The sequence below is a fragment of the Candidatus Poribacteria bacterium genome, from assembly GCA_026702755.1.
GTDB lineage: Bacteria > Poribacteria > WGA-4E > WGA-4E > WGA-3G > WGA-3G.
Map to the genome: position 1 here is coordinate 54,794 of JAPPBX010000096.1, position 20,452 is coordinate 75,245.

The 20,452-nt window shown below is 46.2% G+C and carries 10 protein-coding genes; 9 read left to right on the plus strand and 1 reads right to left on the minus strand.

Annotated elements, in window-relative coordinates:
- The first annotated feature begins 116 nt into the window (after positions 1-116).
- From OXH39_19190 to OXH39_19220, 7 genes are all read left to right on the plus strand, one after another.
- The gene (locus tag OXH39_19190) at positions 117-1,418 is read left to right on the plus strand and encodes an MATE family efflux transporter (protein ID MCY3552586.1); all 1,302 of its coding nucleotides are present in this window, start codon (positions 117-119) and stop codon (positions 1,416-1,418) included.
- A gap of 379 nt (positions 1,419-1,797) precedes the next feature.
- Positions 1,798-5,196, plus strand: a complete 3,399-nt coding sequence (locus OXH39_19195) for a hypothetical protein (protein MCY3552587.1) — start codon at positions 1,798-1,800, stop codon at positions 5,194-5,196.
- Positions 5,197-5,403: 207 nt separating this feature from the next.
- On the plus strand, positions 5,404-6,255 hold the full coding sequence (locus tag OXH39_19200; GenBank protein MCY3552588.1) for a sugar phosphate isomerase/epimerase: 852 nt from the start codon (positions 5,404-5,406) through the stop codon (positions 6,253-6,255).
- A 66-nt stretch (positions 6,256-6,321) separates the two neighbouring features.
- Positions 6,322-9,288 carry a M28 family peptidase gene (locus tag OXH39_19205; protein ID MCY3552589.1) on the plus strand — a complete coding sequence of 989 codons (2,967 nt, stop codon included), beginning with the start codon at positions 6,322-6,324 and terminating at the stop codon, positions 9,286-9,288.
- Positions 9,289-9,696: 408 nt separating this feature from the next.
- Positions 9,697-12,687, plus strand: coding sequence for a T9SS type A sorting domain-containing protein (locus OXH39_19210; protein MCY3552590.1), 2,991 nt, complete (start codon positions 9,697-9,699; stop codon positions 12,685-12,687).
- 70 nt (positions 12,688-12,757) lie between these two features.
- Complete coding sequence (locus OXH39_19215; protein ID MCY3552591.1) at positions 12,758-15,490, plus strand: T9SS type A sorting domain-containing protein; 2,733 nt, start codon at positions 12,758-12,760, stop codon at positions 15,488-15,490.
- A 127-nt stretch (positions 15,491-15,617) separates the two neighbouring features.
- Positions 15,618-16,793 (plus strand): ABC transporter substrate-binding protein, encoded by a 1,176-nt coding sequence (locus OXH39_19220; protein MCY3552592.1) that lies wholly within the window; start codon positions 15,618-15,620, stop codon positions 16,791-16,793.
- Positions 16,794-16,887: 94 nt separating this feature from the next.
- Here OXH39_19220 and OXH39_19225 read toward each other — a convergent pair whose 3' ends face one another.
- Positions 16,888-18,009 carry an endonuclease/exonuclease/phosphatase family protein gene (locus OXH39_19225; GenBank protein MCY3552593.1) on the minus strand — a complete coding sequence of 374 codons (1,122 nt, stop codon included), beginning with the start codon at positions 18,007-18,009 and terminating at the stop codon, positions 16,888-16,890.
- A gap of 369 nt (positions 18,010-18,378) precedes the next feature.
- Between OXH39_19225 and OXH39_19230 the strand changes: the two genes are divergently transcribed.
- Positions 18,379-18,699, plus strand: a complete 321-nt coding sequence (locus OXH39_19230; protein MCY3552594.1) for an SAM-dependent chlorinase/fluorinase — start codon at positions 18,379-18,381, stop codon at positions 18,697-18,699.
- 177 nt (positions 18,700-18,876) lie between these two features.
- A complete protein-coding gene (locus OXH39_19235; protein MCY3552595.1) occupies positions 18,877-20,451 on the plus strand; it encodes a DNA methyltransferase in 1,575 nt (524 codons plus the stop codon).
- Position 20,452 lies beyond the last annotated feature (1 nt).

Below are 20,452 nucleotides of genomic sequence, written 5' to 3' on the forward strand. Positions count from 1 at the left end.
TGTTTTTTAGAATATATTCTACGGGAACCGAATGCGTCTGCCCGTAGCGGAAATATCGCTTGCTTTTCATCGTAACCCGTGTTAAGTTATGCGACAGAAATGGAACGGAAATCTCTATGAGCAACCCAAAAGATATCAATAAGCAGGTTTATCAACTTGCCCTTCCCAACATCATTAGTAACTTCTCCATTCCACTTTTAGGTGCTGTGGATACCGCCTTGATGGGGCGGCTGGAATCCGAAGACTACCTCGGTGCAGTCGGTATTGGTGGTATTATCTTCAGTTTTATCTATTGGGGGTTTGGATTTCTCAGAATGGCAACGACAGGACTGACAGCGCAAGCCTTCGGAGAAAAGGACCTCCGAGAATGCGGACGCTTGCTGCTAAGAGCGATATGCCTCGGCATCACGTCAAGTCTATTACTCCTTATTTTCCAGTGGCAGCTGATTGATCTCAGTTTCCTCCTCATTGATACGAGTCCTGACGTGGAACATCTCGCACGCATCTATTTCCATATCCGTATCTATGCGGCCCCAGCGACGTTATGCCTACACGCCTTTCACGGTGTCTTTTTGGGGTTACAGAATGCCCGCTATCCGATGCTATTGACGATTGTGGTGAACGTCGTTAACATCGTCCTGAACCTGGTGTTTGTGTGGTTACTCGATATGAAGGTGGCGGGGATCGCTTTGGCGACTGTTATTGCACAATATGTTGGATTATTTGTAGCAATTCTACTCTTTTCAAGATACTATCGCGGTATTTTGCCAGCATGGGATTTCTGGGAAATCTTGGCATTTTCTAAACTCAAGCGATTCCTTAACATTAGTGCGGACATTTTCATCAGGACCTGCTGTCTTGTGTTTAGCCACGCCGTTTTCACAGCGAAATCTGCGGCTTTGAGTGATACTCTCCTCGCGATTAACACGATCTTACTCCAGTTTATCAACCTCTTATCTTATGCGATTGACGGACTCGCTTTTGCTGCCGAGAGTCTTATCGGTAAGTACAAAGGGGCACAGGATATAGAGAATCTGAAACGGACGACGCGTCAAATCTTCCTCTGGGCATTTCTGTTTGGCGGAGTACTCATGTTAATTTTCGTGCTGTTTGGGGAGCATTTGCTGCATCTTTTTACCAATCAGATGTCGCTCATTGAACAAGCAAAACCGTATCTAATTTGGATAATCATAGCACCTGTTATCAATGTTGCCGCCTACATTTGGGATGGTATCTTTCTTGGAGCGACTGCTTCTAAGGCATTACGAAATTCTGTGATTGTCTCAACGATGCTCTTTTTAAGTGCTGTTTATCTACTGATACCCTTTGGCAATCACGGATTATGGGGTGCCTACACACTCCTTCTGATTGCCCGCGGTGTCTCGTTGACGGTGTTGGCACCGAAATATTTATTTTAACAAGAGTTCGATAATAAAAACCCAAGTACAAGTTTCTCAATGAACCTTGAAAGCCATTTTTTCTGTGCGACTTTCGGTAAGTTCCCGTTCAATCCAGTCTACGTGCTTAAGTTGAACTCATATTATCCTAAAAACTTGAGAAAAAAATGAATTCGTGATATGCTGTAATTTAAGTCCCATTTTGACAAATAGAATTACTGTCATCTTGGGTTTATTTTCTGTACTTGTTGTTACCACACTAAGCCGTTTAAATAGATAGAAAGTTAGAAGGTTTACCCAAGTATACTGAAGGCTAATAACGCATCTCGCCAAGAGCCACCCCATCCGACCACAAAAGGTGCTACGCAGCAATTAGGTACCACAGTTGACTAAATAAATTATGGATTTTTTAAAAGATGCCATTCAGCGTTGTCATCAACGACACAGAAATCCGCTTCGGCAGCGGAAGACAATTGTAACACCTGCCTTGTACAAGAGTCTTCCTTATCATTTCAGGGTCTATTGCGCGTGGAGATATCCCGTAAGACTCTATGAACTTGAACAGGCAGACATCTCCTTCATGCCGATAGGATTTGCCCCTCAACACGACCACGGTCCGCGGAATTTTGGAGGTAAACGGTTTTTAAAACGCCAAGGCATAGAAGATTGGGAAGCCGGACAATGGCACAGATCGTGGGGAATTCAGGTATATACCGGTGCTCCTTCCGAACGCGATGGTGCGCAGTGGCACGATATTGATTTTAAATATGAAGCAATCTGTGCCGCACCCGACGCTGTATTAGCCTGCGTGGAGGCACTCGTCAATGCTGTTGCGAACCCACTATTAACATTGTCAAAGTCCGGTGGGTTGCGTTTTTCTTGCAGAGTGCAAAATTATCTCCATCCGAATACTGATGAAGCGAAGCAGTATATCTATAAACATGCACCGACAGCAGAAAATCCATTCTATCGTGATGTGTATCTTGAAATTTTTGGTGACGAAAGTTACAGTCGCTGGGACGCACGCTACGAGATCCTGCATGGAAATCTTGTAGATCCACCTATTATTTCCAAGGAAGTACTCTTTGCCCCCATTGATATACTTCGTGCTGCACTTCACGAACCTGCACCACCTCAACAAGAAAAACTGAACCTTGTTTTGCAAACCACCAGTGCCCCGCCATCTTTTGGTTCATATAACCTAAATCTCGCGAAGGAAGCACTTCTGAAGCGCGGGTTTTCTTACGTCCAACAAAAAGACAGTATTTACCACTGGACACTACCCGATGGCAAAATAAACGATGAACACCTATCGTTATGGGAGCAAGAGGGGACTGTGTGGATCCGCGCATCTATGTCTGATGCTGGACTACCAATAGAAGCAACACGCATAACAGATGTCTGGGACGATACTGGTATTCTTCCATCAATATCGGATGCTGGATTACCTGTGCCGGATAAGGTGCTCCCTGTACGGGAAGGAAAACTGAGTCCGTTGGCACTAAAGCGTCCATCTCCGGTGCTGCACAAGCAGGAACGCGAAGACAAGGTTTACGCGACACTTGAAGAGAGTGCTGTTCAGATGAGACATGTTTTCAATCGGGATGCACGTATTCTTGGACTTATTGCCGAAGCAGGATCAGGAAAAAGTTACACAGCAGAATCCTATGTCCTCAACGGTGGGGCAATCAGTCTAACCGCGAAATCTCTTTTAGCTAACAAGGTGGAACAACGCTTTCAAAAACGGGACTTGCCATCGGTTGCCCGCAGGAAAACTCGAAGATACTTATGGGAGCAGGTGAAGGAGGTACCCATTGAGGTGCGGATGGCGAACCCTTTTCAACGCGGCAGTGTTTGTGAGGATCCTGAGCGATGTGCCGCGCTTGAGAATAGGGGTGGGAATCCAAGTGAAAGTATCTGTCCGCAGTGCCCAGTCTATGCGGAGTGTCAGGAGCGCGGCTATTTATCGCAATTCACCACATTAAAAGATGCCAAGGTACAGATATCCAGCCCGGCTAGGCTATTTTTGGATCCACAACATTCAGAAATGGTAGAAGAAATACTTGAGCAAGTGGACGACACAGAGCGACTTTGTATCATTGATGAAGCGGAAGCGTATACGATGTTTTTACCGTGCGATATATCAAAGAGCACCTTGGAAGCGTGGCGTGTGAACTGGCAAGGAAATGCCTTGGGTAACTTTGCAAATGCCTTGCTAAACGCGTTGGAAATCAAAACCGGATTTAATGATAATGCTGTCGGGCGGGTCCGCGCAGCGATGCACGCATTTGAAGGACAAGAAGAAACACTCGTCGAACAGATGTGTCAAGTCAATATACCCGGTAAAGTGGTGACGCGCGACTTTGTTGATGATGAATCCGGAAAAGCATTGGCACGTTTTACTATTGAGTTTAAAGACGGAGCCTCTGCTTACGTTCCTTTGGACGCTGCCGCTGCTGATAAACTTATGGCAAAAGGGCTACCTGTTTTTGAACTTGATACCTCTGAACTAAACGAAGACATAAAAATCCCAATGTCGATGACACAAGCGATCGAATTGGGGATCTTGGACGTGTCAAGCGTGGAGAGTATTCGGGCACTGCCGACAGTGTATAAGAATGCGAACTGGACGTTTTGGCATCAGCTCAAACGTTTTTTTGCATATTACACATGGGATGCCGATGCTCCAATGTCGTGGACTGGATATAACATGAAATTCTGGGTGCCACCAGTATTGCATCCGAGTGTCAAACGTCTTCTGTTCATGTCCTCAACGCTTTCTGAGCGCGATCTCCGTAGGGCGTTTCCAGATGAGGAAATTGAGGTCTCCCATATCAAACCGACAGCCTGGCTCCCGGGAAATCGGGTCTTTCAGATTCGCACAGGTATCTATCCACGAGAAGCGGTCTTAAACTACGACACCGATTGGGATGTTCTCGGTATGTCTGAAACGGGGCGGCGCTTTTTTCTCGGTATCCAATCGGAAATTGAGAAGGATCCGAGCGTTAAGCATGCAATCATCACCTCCGCACCGGTAACGCGACATTTGCAGAACATCGCAGCAAAGGAGAATGTCTGTTTTGTGACAGGTTTCAAAAAGATAGAAGAGTCAGACGACTCTCCTTTTGAAACAGCAGAAGTCATTTGGATAGTCGGCGCACCGTATTGGACCCCGGGTATTATTTGGAAACGGGCGCAGATTTTGTTTGGAAATGACGAAAAACCCCTCTGTTATGATCGGGTAGTGGAATCTGGTATCTATAAAGACGAACGTGTCCAGAGCATTTATGAACGGAATACCACCGGTTTACTTACACAGATTGTAGGCCGAGCGGGGTTGAACCGCTTCCCAAACAAGACAGTGGTATTACTCACGAGTTCGCCCTTGCCCAACATCACTGATAGACCTGAAACATTGCTTTTCGACTGGGAAGATTTTGAGATCGCTGGTGGGTTAGATAAACTCGCTGAGACAATAGCGGCTCGCGAGCATTTTGAAATTGAACGGGACAACCTCACTGCGGAATCCAGCAGGGAGGAGATAGAACATGTTTTGGGAATCTCCAAAAGCCAAGCAAATCGTGTGTTAATGAAACTTAGGGGCGGGAAACTCCAACGTATTCCCTTCCGCGAGCAGATTTTCTCGCTTCTCTCCAGTGGAGAGAAAAAGACAGCAAAACTCATTGAAGCTATTGAAGGACATCCAGGTTCCATAAAAAATGAACTCAAGCGTCTCGTTGATGCTGGTGAGATTGTGAAAGTCCGGCGGAGTATGTATGCTCTCCCACCTCAGCCATAAGTGTGGTTTTCAACCTCGCTTTTGCAAAATTACTCCTACCGAACCTTGACTATTAGACCTCGGCAGGACTCTTTAGCGAACTGTTGCTGGCGAATACCCAATAACAGAATGTCTCTGGAAAGCTATCCGAAAAAACTTGAAAACGCTTTGCAATTTGTGCTAAACTAAAAAAATATTACACGCTATTTTTAAGGAGAACAACACACAATGCCAAAGTTTGGTGTAAATTTATTACTCTGGGCAGATAAGTTTGACAGAGAGACTGCAGACCTGATTCCTAAAGTTGCTGAAATGGGTTTTGATGGTGTCGAAATCCCTATCTTCGATCCAGATACAGTGGACATCCCTTATACCCAAGCATTACTGAAGGATACAGGTTTAGAACCCATCGGATGTAATATCATGGCAGGGGACAGAAATCCAATTGACGAGGATCCTGCTATTCGCGAGAACGGAAAAACCTATCTCAAACGTTGTTGTGAAATTGTTGCTGAATTGGGTGCCGATACACTCGTCGGACCGATGTATAGTGCTGTTGGTAAACTCGTTGGACGCGCCAGAAACGAACAGGAATGGGAATGGTGCGTCGAAGGTATACAAGAGGTCGCAGAATTCGGCGGCAAGCACGGTGTCACGCTCGCGAGTGAACCGCTCAACCGGTTTGAAACCTATTTTGTTAACATCGCTGCAGATGCTGTTAAACTTTGTGAAGCGGTGGATAATCCATACTTCAAGGTGCATCTGGATACGTTCCACATGAACATTGAAGAAAAAAATCAAGCGGATGCTATTATTGCGACTGGCGATTTCTTGCATCACGTTCACTGCTGTGAAAACGATCGTGGGACACCGGGGACAGGACTTGTAGATTGGGACGGTGTGTTCGGGGCACTTGCGAAAGTGAACTACGACAGATGGCTCGTGATTGAATCATTTACACCGGCTGTAAAGGAAATCGCGGCTGCGACGTGCATCTGGCGCGACATCGCACCGAGTGCTGAGAGTCTTGCGATAGATGGGCTCGCGTTTCTCAAACAGAAGGCAGCTGAGTATTTGTAGTATACAGAGCGACCAAAATCGTACAAGTTTTTATAGTAAATTATGCCGGAGGTAGGAGGATTCGAGATGCATTGCATCAAACGGATCGGTTTTTTCTGCGTGATATTCTTTGCCATTTCTCTGTGGAGCGGAGTCGTGGCACAGCACGCGATGTCAAACGAAACAGAGGTAGATTCTGCTGAAGAATCCCAATTTCTCAGCAATATTCGACAACTCACTTATGATGGAAAACGTGCTGGTGAAGGTTATTTCTCCGAAGATGGTAACGCCCTTATCTTCCAAAGTGAACGTGAATCGGACAACCCATTTTATCAGATCTATCTTTTAGACCTGCTGACGGGTGATACACATCGCGTCTCTCCGGGTGTTGGTAAGACAACTTGTGCATTCTTTCGTCCAGGGACCGATGAAGTGCTTTACGCGTCAACACATCACGATGCTTTCGCGAAGGCGAAACAGGAAGAGGAACTGAAATTCCGGGCATCGGGGGAGGAAAGACGCTATAGTTGGGATTACGATGAAGCGATGGACATCTTCTCAGCAAATCGAGATGGCAGCAATCTCACACAACTGACAGATGCCCCAGGTTATGATGCTGAAGCCTCATATTCACCTGATGGTAAACTGATCGTCTTCTGTTCGCTTCGAGATGCATACCCTAAAAATCAACTCTCTCCGAAAGAACTAAAGCAGCTGGAGGTAGATCCTGCCTATTTCGGTGAAATTTATATCATGAATGCCGACGGTTCTAATCAGATACGCTTGACGGATTCACCCGGATACGATGGTGGTCCCTTCTTTACCCCTGATGGACAGCACATCGTCTGGCGGCACTTCACAGCTGATGGCAGTCAAGCGGACATCTATACGATGCGGATAGACGGTTCAAATGTGAGGCGACTGACCGATTTCAAGAGTATGTCCTGGGCACCTTACTTCCATCCGAGTGGTGCTTACGTTATCTTTGCTTCCAACAAACTCGGATTCTCTAACTTTGAGTTGTATCTCGTTGATGGGAGGGGCAGACACGAACCGGTTCGGGTTACCACAACCGACGGATTTGATGGGCTTCCTGTCTTCTCACCTGACGGTAACCAGCTATGCTGGACCTCGCATCGAAACAGCCAAGAGGTTTCGCAACTCTATATCGCAAACTGGGATCACCAAGCCGCTTTAGAGGCAGTGTTGGATGCACCGAAAAGCCAGAATTCACCCGCGCATCCTGTGCGAACGGTTGCTGACTCCGAATCTTCCAATAAAACCAAAATGAGCATCCGACAACACATCGAATTTCTGGCTGACGACGCGCTGGAAGGCAGGATGACCGGTTCCAAAGGGGCAGAGCAGGCAGCAGCGCATATTGCCACTCAATTCGCACAACTTAATCTCAAGCCGATCGGCGATAAATCGGATTACTTTCAAGAATTTGAATTCACAGCGGGAAGACGGCTTATAGATGGAGAAAATCACTTTCAGATCACAGGTCAAGTACACGGCTCCGAGCAAGTGATGGAATTCAGTGTGGAACGAGACTTTCAGCCGCTTTCCTTCTCTCGTAACGGTGTTGTTGAAGGTGAAGTCGTATTTGTCGGATACGGATTATTTGTGCCTGGTGAGTTAGGCGAAGGCTACAATGCCTATGCTGGCTTGGATGTAAAGGATAAAATCGTTGTTGCACTCCGCTATGTTCCTGAAGAGGTTGAACCGGAACGCCGTCAACAGCTGAATCGATATGCGGGACTCCGCTACAAGGCGATGCAGGCACGGGAGCAAGGGGCTAAAGCATTTCTCGTCGTTGCCGGTCCGAACTCTCCAAATGCAGGGAAGTTGATCCCGCTTGATTTCGACAGTAGCCTCGCGGATTCAGGGATTGTTGCCGCCTCAATAAGCGATACTGTGGCGAATGCGCTTTTTGCGCCATCAGGTAAAGACCTAAAAGATGTTCAATCCGGGCTTGACGTGGAAAATCCACACTTTCTCGGACAATTTCCGTTACCCGATGTCAAAGTCAAAATTGTTGTCTCGGTTGAAAAAGTTAAGAAAACCGATCAGAACGTGGTTGCCCTTCTGCCTCCATCCGAACTAACAGACGATACTGAATATATTATTGTCGGGGCGCACTACGATCATATCGGTTACGGTGAAATCGGTTCCCTCGCACGGAAAGGTGAAGAAGGACAGATTCACAATGGAGCAGATGATAACGCTTCCGGCACCGCTGTTGTACTGGAATTGGCGACGACACTCAGTGAGGCGTTCCAGAAACACCCAGAAAAGTTCCGCAGAGGGGTCATCTTCGCACTCTGGTCGGGTGAGGAACTCGGACTCATCGGTTCTACCCATTTTGTTAATCAACCCGTTATTCCTTTAGACAAAGTGGCGGCGTACGTCAACTTTGATATGGTAGGACGACTCCGTGACAACAAACTTATCTTACAAGGGGTTGGTTCATCTTCTGTGTGGACGAAATTGATTGAAAAACGGAATGTTCCCATCGGCTTTAATCTGACCCTACAAGAGGACCCTTATCTGCCAACAGACGTAACCGCCTTCTATCCAAAGGAGGTACCGGTGCTCAGTTTTTTCACGGGTGGACATGAAGACTATAATCGTCCAACGGACGATCCAGAGACGCTTAACTATGACGGCATAGAGCGGATTTCGGATTTAGCACACGGCATCGTTTTAGATTTAGTCGGTGCCACTGAACGTCCCGAGTACGTCCGAGTGGAGCGAAATCAATCAGAGGAAGGGAGTCGTGATACGCTCCGTGCATATCTTGGCACGATCCCAGATTATACAACCGAAGGCACCGGTGTCAAACTCTCCGGCGTTCGCGCAGGGGGTCCCGCCGATAAAGCGGGTTTAAAGGGCGGCGATATCATCGTCCAGTTTGGTGGACAGGAGATTACCAACATCTATGATTATACTTATGCACTTGACGCTGTGAAAATTGGGGAACCTGTTGAAGTTGTTGTTCTACGAGACGGGAAACGAATGAAGTTGACCGTTACCCCTGAAGCGCGGAATTAAGTTAGGACTTACGCATTTTTTTATGAGTCCCTACTATAGTACGCAAAATAGGCGAGGTTACATAGAGTTTAAGAATTTATAGTGAATCCCAAAAATAAAACAACATATTCGTAGCATAAACTTTTAGTTTGTGCCAGTCTGAATGCCCGTTAGAGGCATTCAGACTGTTTAAGAGTGCCCAATTTATCGTAGGTTTTACTATAATAAGGTATTGTTCACCCAACTTGCTACCTATATGATTTTGGACCCACGGATACTGTTTTTCAGCAAGCAGCATTCATTTTTGCGAAAAATTCGGAGTGTCCTGTGTTATTTTCGGTGCGAAGAGGCACAACCTAACAGGTTTGCGGCGTACTCGCCCAGATGCGACGTGCATCATGCTACAAGGTGGCAACTCAGGTTATTGTTATGAAACTCAAAGTGTTTTTCAGTCTGATGTTGTTGATGTTGTCAACGTTTCTATATGTATTTGACACAACTGCTGAAAATGAACCCTACACGCAATGGAATCTCCCCGAAGGTGCTAAAGCGCGGCTCGGTAAAGGCGGGATAAATGATATAACGTGCTCATCAGATGGGGCGTTGCTTGCTGTGGCGAGTCAGATCGGTATATGGATTTATGATGTACAGACACGCGAAGCACTTGCCCTGCTCACTGGGCATATCGGGTCGGTAGAGCGTATAGCGTTCAGTCCGGATGGAAAAACAATCGCAAGTGGCGGTCAGGACAACACCTTGCGTTTATGGGATGTGGATACACAGACAGAAATCGGCACACTTGAGGGGCATACCGGGGGACCAAATAGTCTATTTTTCAGTCCGGATGGACGCAGCCTCGCAAGTCGGGATGATGATCAAACTCTGCGTTTATGGGATGTGGATACACAGACGCAAATACACACACTTGAAGGATATACAGGGACGGTAGAGAGTGTATCTTTCAGCCCGGATGGCAAAACTATCGCAACTGGTGGTCAGGACGAGATTGTGCGTTTATGGGATGTTACGACGCGAACAGAAATAGGACTTCTTGAAGGGCATACCGAATATGTCAGTAGTGTCTCTTTCAGCCGGGATGGCAAAACAATTGTAAGTGGGAGTTATGACGGCACCGTGCGTTTGTGGGATGTAGAGACACAGACAGAAATAGGACTTCTTGAAGGGCATATCTGGCCTGTCAGTAGTGTCTCTTTCAGTCCGGATGGCAAAACTATCGCAAGTGGGAGTCATAACAATATTAACAACAACGTGCGTACGATTTACAACAACTGGGGGTATGACAGCCCTGTGCGTATATGGGATGTCGAGACACGGACAGAAATAGGTGTGCTTGCGGGGAGTTCCAACTCGTTCTCAAGGGTATCGTTCAGTCCGGACGGTCAGACAATTGCACAGATGACTATGTGGTCGGGCTACAGGGTGAAATTCGGGGATGTGGATACGCTGACAAGAACAAACAGATATAACTTCTTTGAACATCGCGTCTTCGATCATATTATATGGGATGTCTTGTGGGTTGTTGCTGCGCAAGCAGAAAATATATACACCATACTTAACGGACATACCGATGCTGTCTTAAGTGTCGCGTTCAGTCCGGATGGAAAAACAATCGCAGCAAGTGACGGTGATTACCCTAACTACTACAACCACTTTATTCGTATGTGGAATGTTGCGACGCTGACGGAAATAAACACACTTAGTCGTTGGGGTGATCGCAGTTTCGGTCTCACACGTGTCTCGTTCAGTCCGGGTGGAAAAACAATCGTCAGTATGTGTGGGCAGCAGGTAATATGTTTGCGGGATGCTGCGACGCACACAGAAATAGGCAAGCTTGAGATACCGGGTCACTGGGTAAATTTTGCTGTTTTCAGTCCAGATGGACACACGCTCGCAATTGGAGGGCATCAAAGTATTGAAATTGTGTGGTTGTGGGATGTGGAGACGGATACGAAAATAGGCATACTTTGGGAACATATTGGGGTGGTCAAAAGTGTATCGTTTAGTCCGGATGGACGCACCCTCGCAACTGCAGGGAGTATTGACGGCACAGTGCGTTTGTGGAATGTCGAGACACAGACAGAGATCGCTATACTTCGCGGGCATACCGGGTGGCTCAATGATGTGTCGTTCAGTCCGGATGGCAAAACAATCGCCAGTGGGAGTCATGACCGCACAGTGCGTTTGTGGGATGTGGGGACACGGACGGAAATCGGCAGACTTCAGGGGCATACCGCGGCTATCAATAGTGTTTCTTTCAGTCCGGATGGACGCACATTAGCCAGTGGGAGTCATGACGGCACAGTGCGTTTGTGGGATGTCGAGACGCTGATAGGAAAGGGCACCCTTAAGGGGCATATCGCTGCTATCAATAGTGTCGCGTTTTCTCCGGGTGGCAAAACAATAGCCAGTGGGAGTGATGATGGGACGGTGTTGTTGTGGAATATCACATCCGCTGACCATAGTAATACACAGGTTGACGCGACAGCACTGCTTCTGGGTGGCTCCCTCACAGCACAGATAGACCCCGGCAATGATGTGGATTACTTCAGTATCCCAATAGAGGTGCGGGGGCAACTCACACTTTGGACGACAACGACAGGTACCCTTGATACGATAGGCACATTGCAAAATAGTGATGGCACCACACTCGCAACGACTGCCAATGAAAACGGGGGTGAAGCCTTAAATTTCAGAATAGAACAGGTTGTGGAACCGGGGACATATTACATCAAAGTCGAAAGTTCTGAGCAAAGGACTGGCGACTATACACTTCACGCGGCGTTTATGCCTGCGACAGATGTCAACGCTGATGGTGTCGTGGATGTAGTAGATCTTATGATCGTCGCTGAGAACTTTGGTCGGTTGGATACACCGCTGACAGGGGATGTCAACGGCGACGGTGAAGTCAACCGTGAGGACATCAATGCAGTTTTAGACGCACTTGAGGCAGTAGCAGCCGCACCTGCCGCTGTATCCGCAACCGAAAGTCTCCAACGATGGATTGACCAAGCCAAGCAACTCAACCCGACAGATGCGCGTTTTCAAAAAGGAATCGCTGTGCTTGAAAATCTCCTAACGACACTTAGAGACACAGAGACGGTGCCGAAAACAACGGCACTCTTGGCAAACTATCCAAACCCGTTCAATCCTGAAACCTGGTTACCTTATCAACTCGCGAAACCCGCAAATGTCACACTGACGATCTATAGTGTGGAAGGTGCTTTAGTTCGGATACTATCACTCGGACATCACCCCGCGGGTCTGTATCATAACCGCAGTCGTGCGGCGTATTGGGATGGTCGAAATATGATGGGTGAACCTGTCGCAAGTGGTCTGTATTTCTATACGCTCACCGCAGGCGAGTTTACCGCAACGCGGAAACTATTGATACGCAAGTAGGGGCTGGGTTACCCAGCCCCTGCCATATCGTTTATAATAACCGACTTGATAATTACGAAGGAACAGTTCAATGCGTGAAACTCTGGTAAGACAGCAAATGTTAGTCCTTTATACGATCGCGCTTTTCTTAATGAGCCTATTTTTAGGGACACCTGCAATTGCAGAACGGGAAACGACGACATATCACTGGGAAATCGGTGAAGAACCTTCCGGGCAAGAAACAGTCTTTGTTCCCCAACCGATAGAGGTGGAAATCGAAAATACAGGGATCAACGCATTCTTAACAAGCAGCGCGAGTTACACACTATTACGGAGATACAACGTCTATTTATCGCCTGAATGGGATGCGGATAAAGCCTATCTACTTCTGCTGGCATTACAAGATATGACATACGGGTATGGTAGTCATTCTCCCCCTTGGTACCGGAACCCGAGTTATTGGGTATTGAGTGATGCGCATGTGGCAGAAGACATTGATCTGGGTCCCGATGTGGAAGTCGCACAAGGGAGTCTTCGGACAATAACAATCGCATCAGAGACTTTCACGTATGCACATCCGTTTGTCGCAAAAATAGATGGCATTCGAGGACGATATTTTTCCAAGCGACTGTGGCGAGCCGCCCTCAGATTTGCGACATACATACCCGGAGAAGGCATCCAACACCGCGCGATAGACAACATGCTACAGAGATACTATGGTGTTACGGTGCATGTCCCCGACTATGAAGTCTTAACGGAGGAACCGGCACATAATTTTAGCACATTTACCTATGAAGAAATCCTTGGTATCATGATAATGTTTGAAGAATATCCATCCGGCATGCATGTAACGCCAGGATTGAAATATCTGATCAGACGGGCACCCGATCCGTTTGTTAAATACACCGCACGCGCACATACGGGTGCGGGCTATATAGAGTTTACCGACGAAGCTTTTATAGATGGGATCACACACGAAACACAGCGGATCATTCTCCATGAAAAAGCACACTTCTTGTGGGATTATCTATTTGACAGGCAACTCAAAGCAGACTGGATTCAACTCGGCGAGTGGTTTTATGACGGTGAAAGGTGGATGACAACGAATCAGACCGAGTTTGTCTCCGACTACGCACATGGCGAAAATCCAAATGAAGATATGGCAGAAAGTATCGCTTACTATATCGTCACCCCAGATAAACTCAGGTCAAGATCGCCCGCCAAGTATGAATTCATACAGAACAGGGTTATGCACGGCACACGCTATATTTCTACGATACGCGAAGACCTCACCTTTGTCGTCTATAACTTATATCCCGATTATGTCTACCCCGGAGAAGTCATACGGGTTGATGTTACAGTGACAGGTGATTCAGAAGGAAAAGGGTCTAAACACGTTGAGGTTGAAATAGAAACCCATACAGAAAACGACTTGGATTACTCAACAGGTGGGTCTGTCGTCTTTCGATTGTTAGATGGGGATCAAGATCGTCCCGGTTATTTCGCTGTCCGATTACGCCCTGTAAGGGCAAAACAGAGCCATATATTGCGCGGACACAGGACTGTTCAATCGCATGAACCTAAAGGGCATTACACAATAACACAGGTGTATACATACGATGTGAATAGGCTCACAAGATATAATTCGGGGGGCTTCGGCTTGCAAATCTATATCAATAACGTATACGAAGACTTATACCCACCCGAATATGTGCCGAATTCCGCAAAGTTGTCCGTCTCAGACGCATACACCGAGAGAAACGAGCATTTCTACGCCGTAACCGCAACATGGCAAGTGAAAGAGGATATAACACTCTCCGGGTCTACTTATATAGAGCCAGAAAAAGGACAGAATCTTATCCCAGGGTACTACTACTACCTACAGCCCGAACCTTGGAGTGGACATCTGGTGCGTGCGCGTCGGGTCAGGCACGAAGGCGATATTTGGACATTGAGATCAACTTTTTACATCCCACATTATATGCCCGGTGGGGTATATGAATTAAAAAGTCTCTACTTTGAGGATAATATAAATAAGGAGAGTGCTTGGTTACCTAAGATTGATGAGCAGATACAAAAGGTAACAATAGAAACGATGACCCCGGATACAACACCGCCTACCCTCGATGTTAACAGGATCACTGTTGATGCCGAACCCGTAAATCCAGCAAATCCAAATGGCGAGACGCTCGTCACAGTCGCGTATTATGTCAAAGATGATATAAGTGGGTTTGAAAGAGGGCATATCGCTATCAGAGACCCGTTGGGAGGGGAACGAAGTTATTCTTTTCAGGGACCATACACTTATCGCGGGACAAATGAAATCTATTTTCAAGAGGACCCAACTGTTTATCGAAAATATACGAGTTTTATCCACTTGCCGGAAGGCAGTTTTCCCGGTGTTTGGGGGGTTATCGGAATAGGTGTTATGGACAAAGCAAGGAATAACATTAACCATGATTTTACTGAAATCACGCGCTTTGAAGTGGAAGAAGGAGCTGCTGCAGCCCCTGTAATTGCCGTACTTCCTGACAACACGCAACTTCTCGCAAACTATCCGAATCCGTTCAACCCGGAGACGTGGATTCCTTATGACTTGTCTGAGGCTACGGATGTGACGCTGACGATCTATGCTGTCAATGGACAGGTGGTTCGAGAGTTGGCACTGGGGCATCAGCCAGCGGGGATATACCAGAGCAAAAGTCGTGCGGCGTATTGGGATGGTAGAAACAGGCTCGGTGAACCTGTTGCCAGCGGTGTCTATTTTTATACTTTGACAGCAGGCACTTTCACGGCAACGCGGAAACTATTGATACGCAAATAGTATCAAATGACTATAGGATAGCTGGAAGGAGACCTATGTTTATTGACTTCCCAGCCAATAGAAAATTGAACAGGCTAACAGCCTATTCTACAGAAATTGTCCAAACTATAGGTTAAAGGAGATATTTATGAACACGAAAATTTTTAGGTTAATGCTATGCGTATTCCTTTCACTCTCAGTCGCGTTGCTGTCAGGGTGTGAACGAATACATGACATGGGGATGACTGACGAGATGATCCCTCCCTCTGATACCGACACAATGCCCACGCTTAAAGTGGGTTTGATTCATCCGCAGCCAAATTATACCAGTTTTGGTAAAGGGGCTGAACTCGCTCGAGGTGAAATCAACGCAGCGGGTGGTGTCCTCGGTATGCAGGTGGAATTCGTCTATAAAGAGGAAGTGACCGCCACCGTCGCTCAGGATGCCGCAGAATTAGCTGAAATGGAAGGGGTTGTTGCGATATTGGGGCCTCTCTTTTCGAGTCATGCTGTGAAAGTTGGACCGGTTATCAATATCCCAGTACTTTTGGGCGCAACAAGGGCAGAGGTGACGGCAGACGCGACTGACCCAAACGATTTTATGTTTCTCATTGCAGGCTCCAATGTGTTACAGGCGGAACTTTTGGCAAAAGTTATAAGTCAACAAGGAGCGAGCACCGCTGCAATGATTTGGCAGAACGCGGATGTCTATTCTGAGGGTTTTGTGCAATCATTTAAGGCAAGTTTTGAAAAACTTGGTGGGAGCGTAGTTGTCGAGCAAACCTATGAGAGTGGAGCAATGATGTTTACCGAACAACTGACTGCTGTTAAGGCTGCAGCCCCTGATGTCCTTCTTCTCGCCAGTTTTCCACCAGCGAACCCACATATAATGAAACAGGCACGGGATATGGGAATTGAATCTACCTTTATTGGTAGCGATGGTTGGGACGATCCGCTGATGTCTACGACTTTGGAGGATAATGAACCTGTTGACGGTTACTATTGTACCAACTTAGATCCGGATGGTGTAGATTTTAATGCTGCTTATAAGGCGAAATACGGCTCTGTTGACGGCATTGCAGCAGCAGGCTATGATGCCATGAGAATCTTGAAAATGGCGATCGAGGCAGTGGGATCAACGGATGATCCAGCTGCGATTCGAGATGCAATCACTAAAATCACAAACTACGAAGGTGCTACAAATATCTCTCATTTTGATGCGAATCGCAATCCAGTCAAAAGTGTCGGGGTACGGCAAATTCTTAATGGTATGCCGCAGGATATGATAATTGAGGCGGCACCTGAGATTAGTAGAGACGAGTAAGTCTAAAACGTGTCAAATTAAAAGCGCGCTGCAACGGTTTTTCAAACTACGTCGTAGCGCGCTTTACTTTTTTAGAAGGTCAAACGATTTTATACTACTCAAACGCGAGATGTGCAACGACTCCCGCGTGGTCGGAGGGCCACAATCCAGAGGCCAACTGTTCTAAAGGTGTATCCCCTACGGTGTGTGTTAAGACAGAAGCAGATGCCTCAAGGTTGCGGACGAAAATCTGATCAATCCGCATAAAATGGGCACTCTCCGCATTCAAGAGGTCATCAGCTTGACAACAGGTATTGCCGGTTCCCTCAGAGTCCATCTGCCAAACATCAACATATCCCGCCGATAATAAAATTTGGTAAGCAGCACCATCGGGGGCCGCTGTATTAAAATCCCCTAACAGGATGATTGGCAAAGTTTCGTCTTGAAGGTTATTTATGAGTTCTTGTGCTTGCGCCACCCGGCTTCCTTTCCCTAATGCCTCTGCCTCCAAATGTGTATTGACAACGCGGTAAGTCGTACCTGAGACAGTGGCATCTATAGCGACGTAGCCTCGCAAGACTTCGATGAAGAGATCGTCAATCGTAAGTTTACTGTTATAATTCATGCTCACAGGGCGCGAGACAGTGACATCGCTTCGGGCGAGAATTACATCAAAATCGGTTAGACGGATGTCGTCATATTCGGTAAATGATCCCATTGGCATTTCAATATCAAAATTTTGGACTTTCGCGGCGACCTGATAGTTTAAACCTTCCGTTTGAAGGGCTTCCATCATAATTTCGAGAAAATCGAAGAGTACTTCTTCAGCAGGCTCTCCACCTGTGAGTCTATCTCCCGGGCTCTGTCGGCGAATCAGTGAAATCTCTTGTAACCCGATGAGATGTGGTTGATATACTTTTATAGACTTAGCGATCGCCGCTGCGCGTCCCGGAAAGTCTGATGCTACAACGTTGTTATACATATTAGCGACTTCTTGGGGCACCTGTAACAGATTCTCTACAGTTAAAAGTCGGTCAGTGCTACCTCCGACGTAAACGTTGTAAGTCATCACTGTAAGCGGCTCCGCTTCAACTACGGCACTGTCATCCGGTAGCATCGGGGCTGATATTCTTTCGCAACCCGAAAGAACCAATAGGATGCCAAACAATAGGAGAATAATTTTTATGGAACTATCAAACTTCAAATACCGACTATAAACATTCATTTTTTTTAACATATTTACCTCCAGTGCCTCTATTTCTACATTGTGGCACACTGACTATAAGAGCAATCTTCTGATCACAACTGGTATTAATTTATTCCGGTGTGTTTTACACGGGAAATAGTGGAAAAAAAGAATAACACAAACCGGATAGTGTGTCAAACGAAATTGCTTGAACATCACTCACTGCTTTCGCTTGACATTTACCTGCATTTCCACTATACTTAAGGCAGTTCTAAAAGACTCATGGAGGTATGTATTGTGGTAAAATTCTACTATCAATTCTGTTTTCGTTGTTGGAAGTTGGCGTTTGCAAGTGTCCTGATGACAGTAGTTCTTCTTATCGGATGCAGTCAAAAGACAAGCGCACCGGAGATCCCTCAAATGACATCGCTCACTGGGACAATTGTGGAAATCGACGATCACGGCAATGCCGTGACCGATCTGGAAATTGCCCCATTTACCGAACGCGGTTGGAAACTCGGTGACACGCTTGAAGCGACGTTTGCAACAGGACAGAAAATTCAGATAAAATTCGTTGAAAACTATGGGGATGTTCCGGTCGGGGACTACTTGGGACGGTTTTCGACCTCTACCAAACAATTCAAGATTGCGATTAACATGGGCAACATCGTTGAAGCCTTGAAGTTGAAAAACCAGAGCAAAGTGATGCTTCAGAAAGTAGAATCACCCTCAACCAATTAGGAATTACGCAGAGTACGCTTTCGTAGCATGATGCACGTCGCATCTGGGCGAGTACGCCGCAAACCTGTTAGGTTGTGCCCTGAAACCGACTGCATTTTTTACAGGGTCCTCCTCTCACAGAGTCTGCGATGAGCAAAATTGCGTAAGTCCTGACAATTAAACGGAAACATACGAAAGATGCTTCTTACACTTAAACAGGCAAGCCAATGGGCTTCAGCACACCTCAACAAAAACGTTACACCCGCAAATATCACCTATTTAATCCAATATGGGAGAATTGACTCCGTTGTTAACAACGGATCAACATTGGTTACTAAGCAAAGCCTTGAAGATTACTACAGTTTGAACCGTCGAGAAACACGATGGAAAGATGAACTCGGGGACGATTTGAACTGGACGCTGTCTTTTGAAAAAATCAAAGAAGCAGAAACAACAAAACACGTTCATCGGTTACATCCATACAAAGGTAAATTTATTCCTCAATTAGTTGAATATTTTTTGGATGCACATACCGACAATTTTAAGCAAAGTGTTTATTTTCAACCGGGGGATATTGTGCTTGATCCGTTCTGCGGGAGTGGGACTACCTTAGTCCAAGCAAACGAACTCGGTATGCACGCTATTGGTGCTGATGTCTCGGCGTTTAATGCTTTCATCGGCAATGCTAAGGTCGCGACTTATGATTTGACCCATTTGTATGCGGAGAGTCAGAAAATCACGGCAGCCCTCAAAAATTTTGTCGCTACATCTGGGATAGCCGAATTTGAATCTAAACTTGCGGAAATGCTCGTTGATTTTAATAATAAATATTTTCCAATTTCCTTCAAACGCCAAGTCAGATTGGGTGAAATAAATCAGAAACAGTATGGAGGTGAGAAGGAAGCCGCTTTTTTAGAAACGTACCGTAAACTTGTTGCCGAGTACCAAATTGACATACAAATGCCAACTGATTCCGCTCGCTTTATGAAGCAATGGTACCTTCCAGGGGTCAGAGCCGAGATTGATTTTGTCCACAATGAAATTCGCAAAGTAAAAGAGGTATCAACACAAAGAGCTCTAATGCTTATCTTAAGTCGGACTATCCGTTCTTGCAGAGCCACAACGCACGCAGATTTAGGGACATTGCGGAAGCCCGTGACGACGACCTACTATTGCCGAAAACATGGGAAGGTCTGCAAACCGCTTTTCTCAATTCTCAGTTGGTGGGAGCGGTACTGTAAGGATAGTGTACAACGATGGGTTGAATTTAACAGATTAAAAACGGATACTTTTCAACACTGCATAACGGGCGATTCGCGGACAATTGACTTCTTCACGATGTTGAAACAGGTAGATATGCAATTCGCGCAGATTGCGCAAAAACAAAAAATCAAAGGAATTTTTACAAGTCCTCCGTATGTTGGACTGATCAACTATCATGAGCAACACGGTTATGCCTATGATCTCTTCGGTTTCAAAAGGTTAGATGAATTGGAAATTGGTCCACTGTTTAGAGGAAAGGGACGTGAAGCAAGAGAATCTTACATTCAGGGTATAGCAGGAGTTTTCAAGAATTGTCAGCGGTTTTTGGCTGACGATTACGATGTCTTTGTTGTTGCAAACGATAAGTTTAATATGTATCCGATTATCGCTGAGATAGCGGGCATGCACATTGTCAATCAGCACAAGCGTCCTGTCCTAAATCGAACCGAAAAGAATCGAGAGTCAGCGTATTCCGAGACAATATTCCACTTGAAAAAGAAAAAGGATTGAA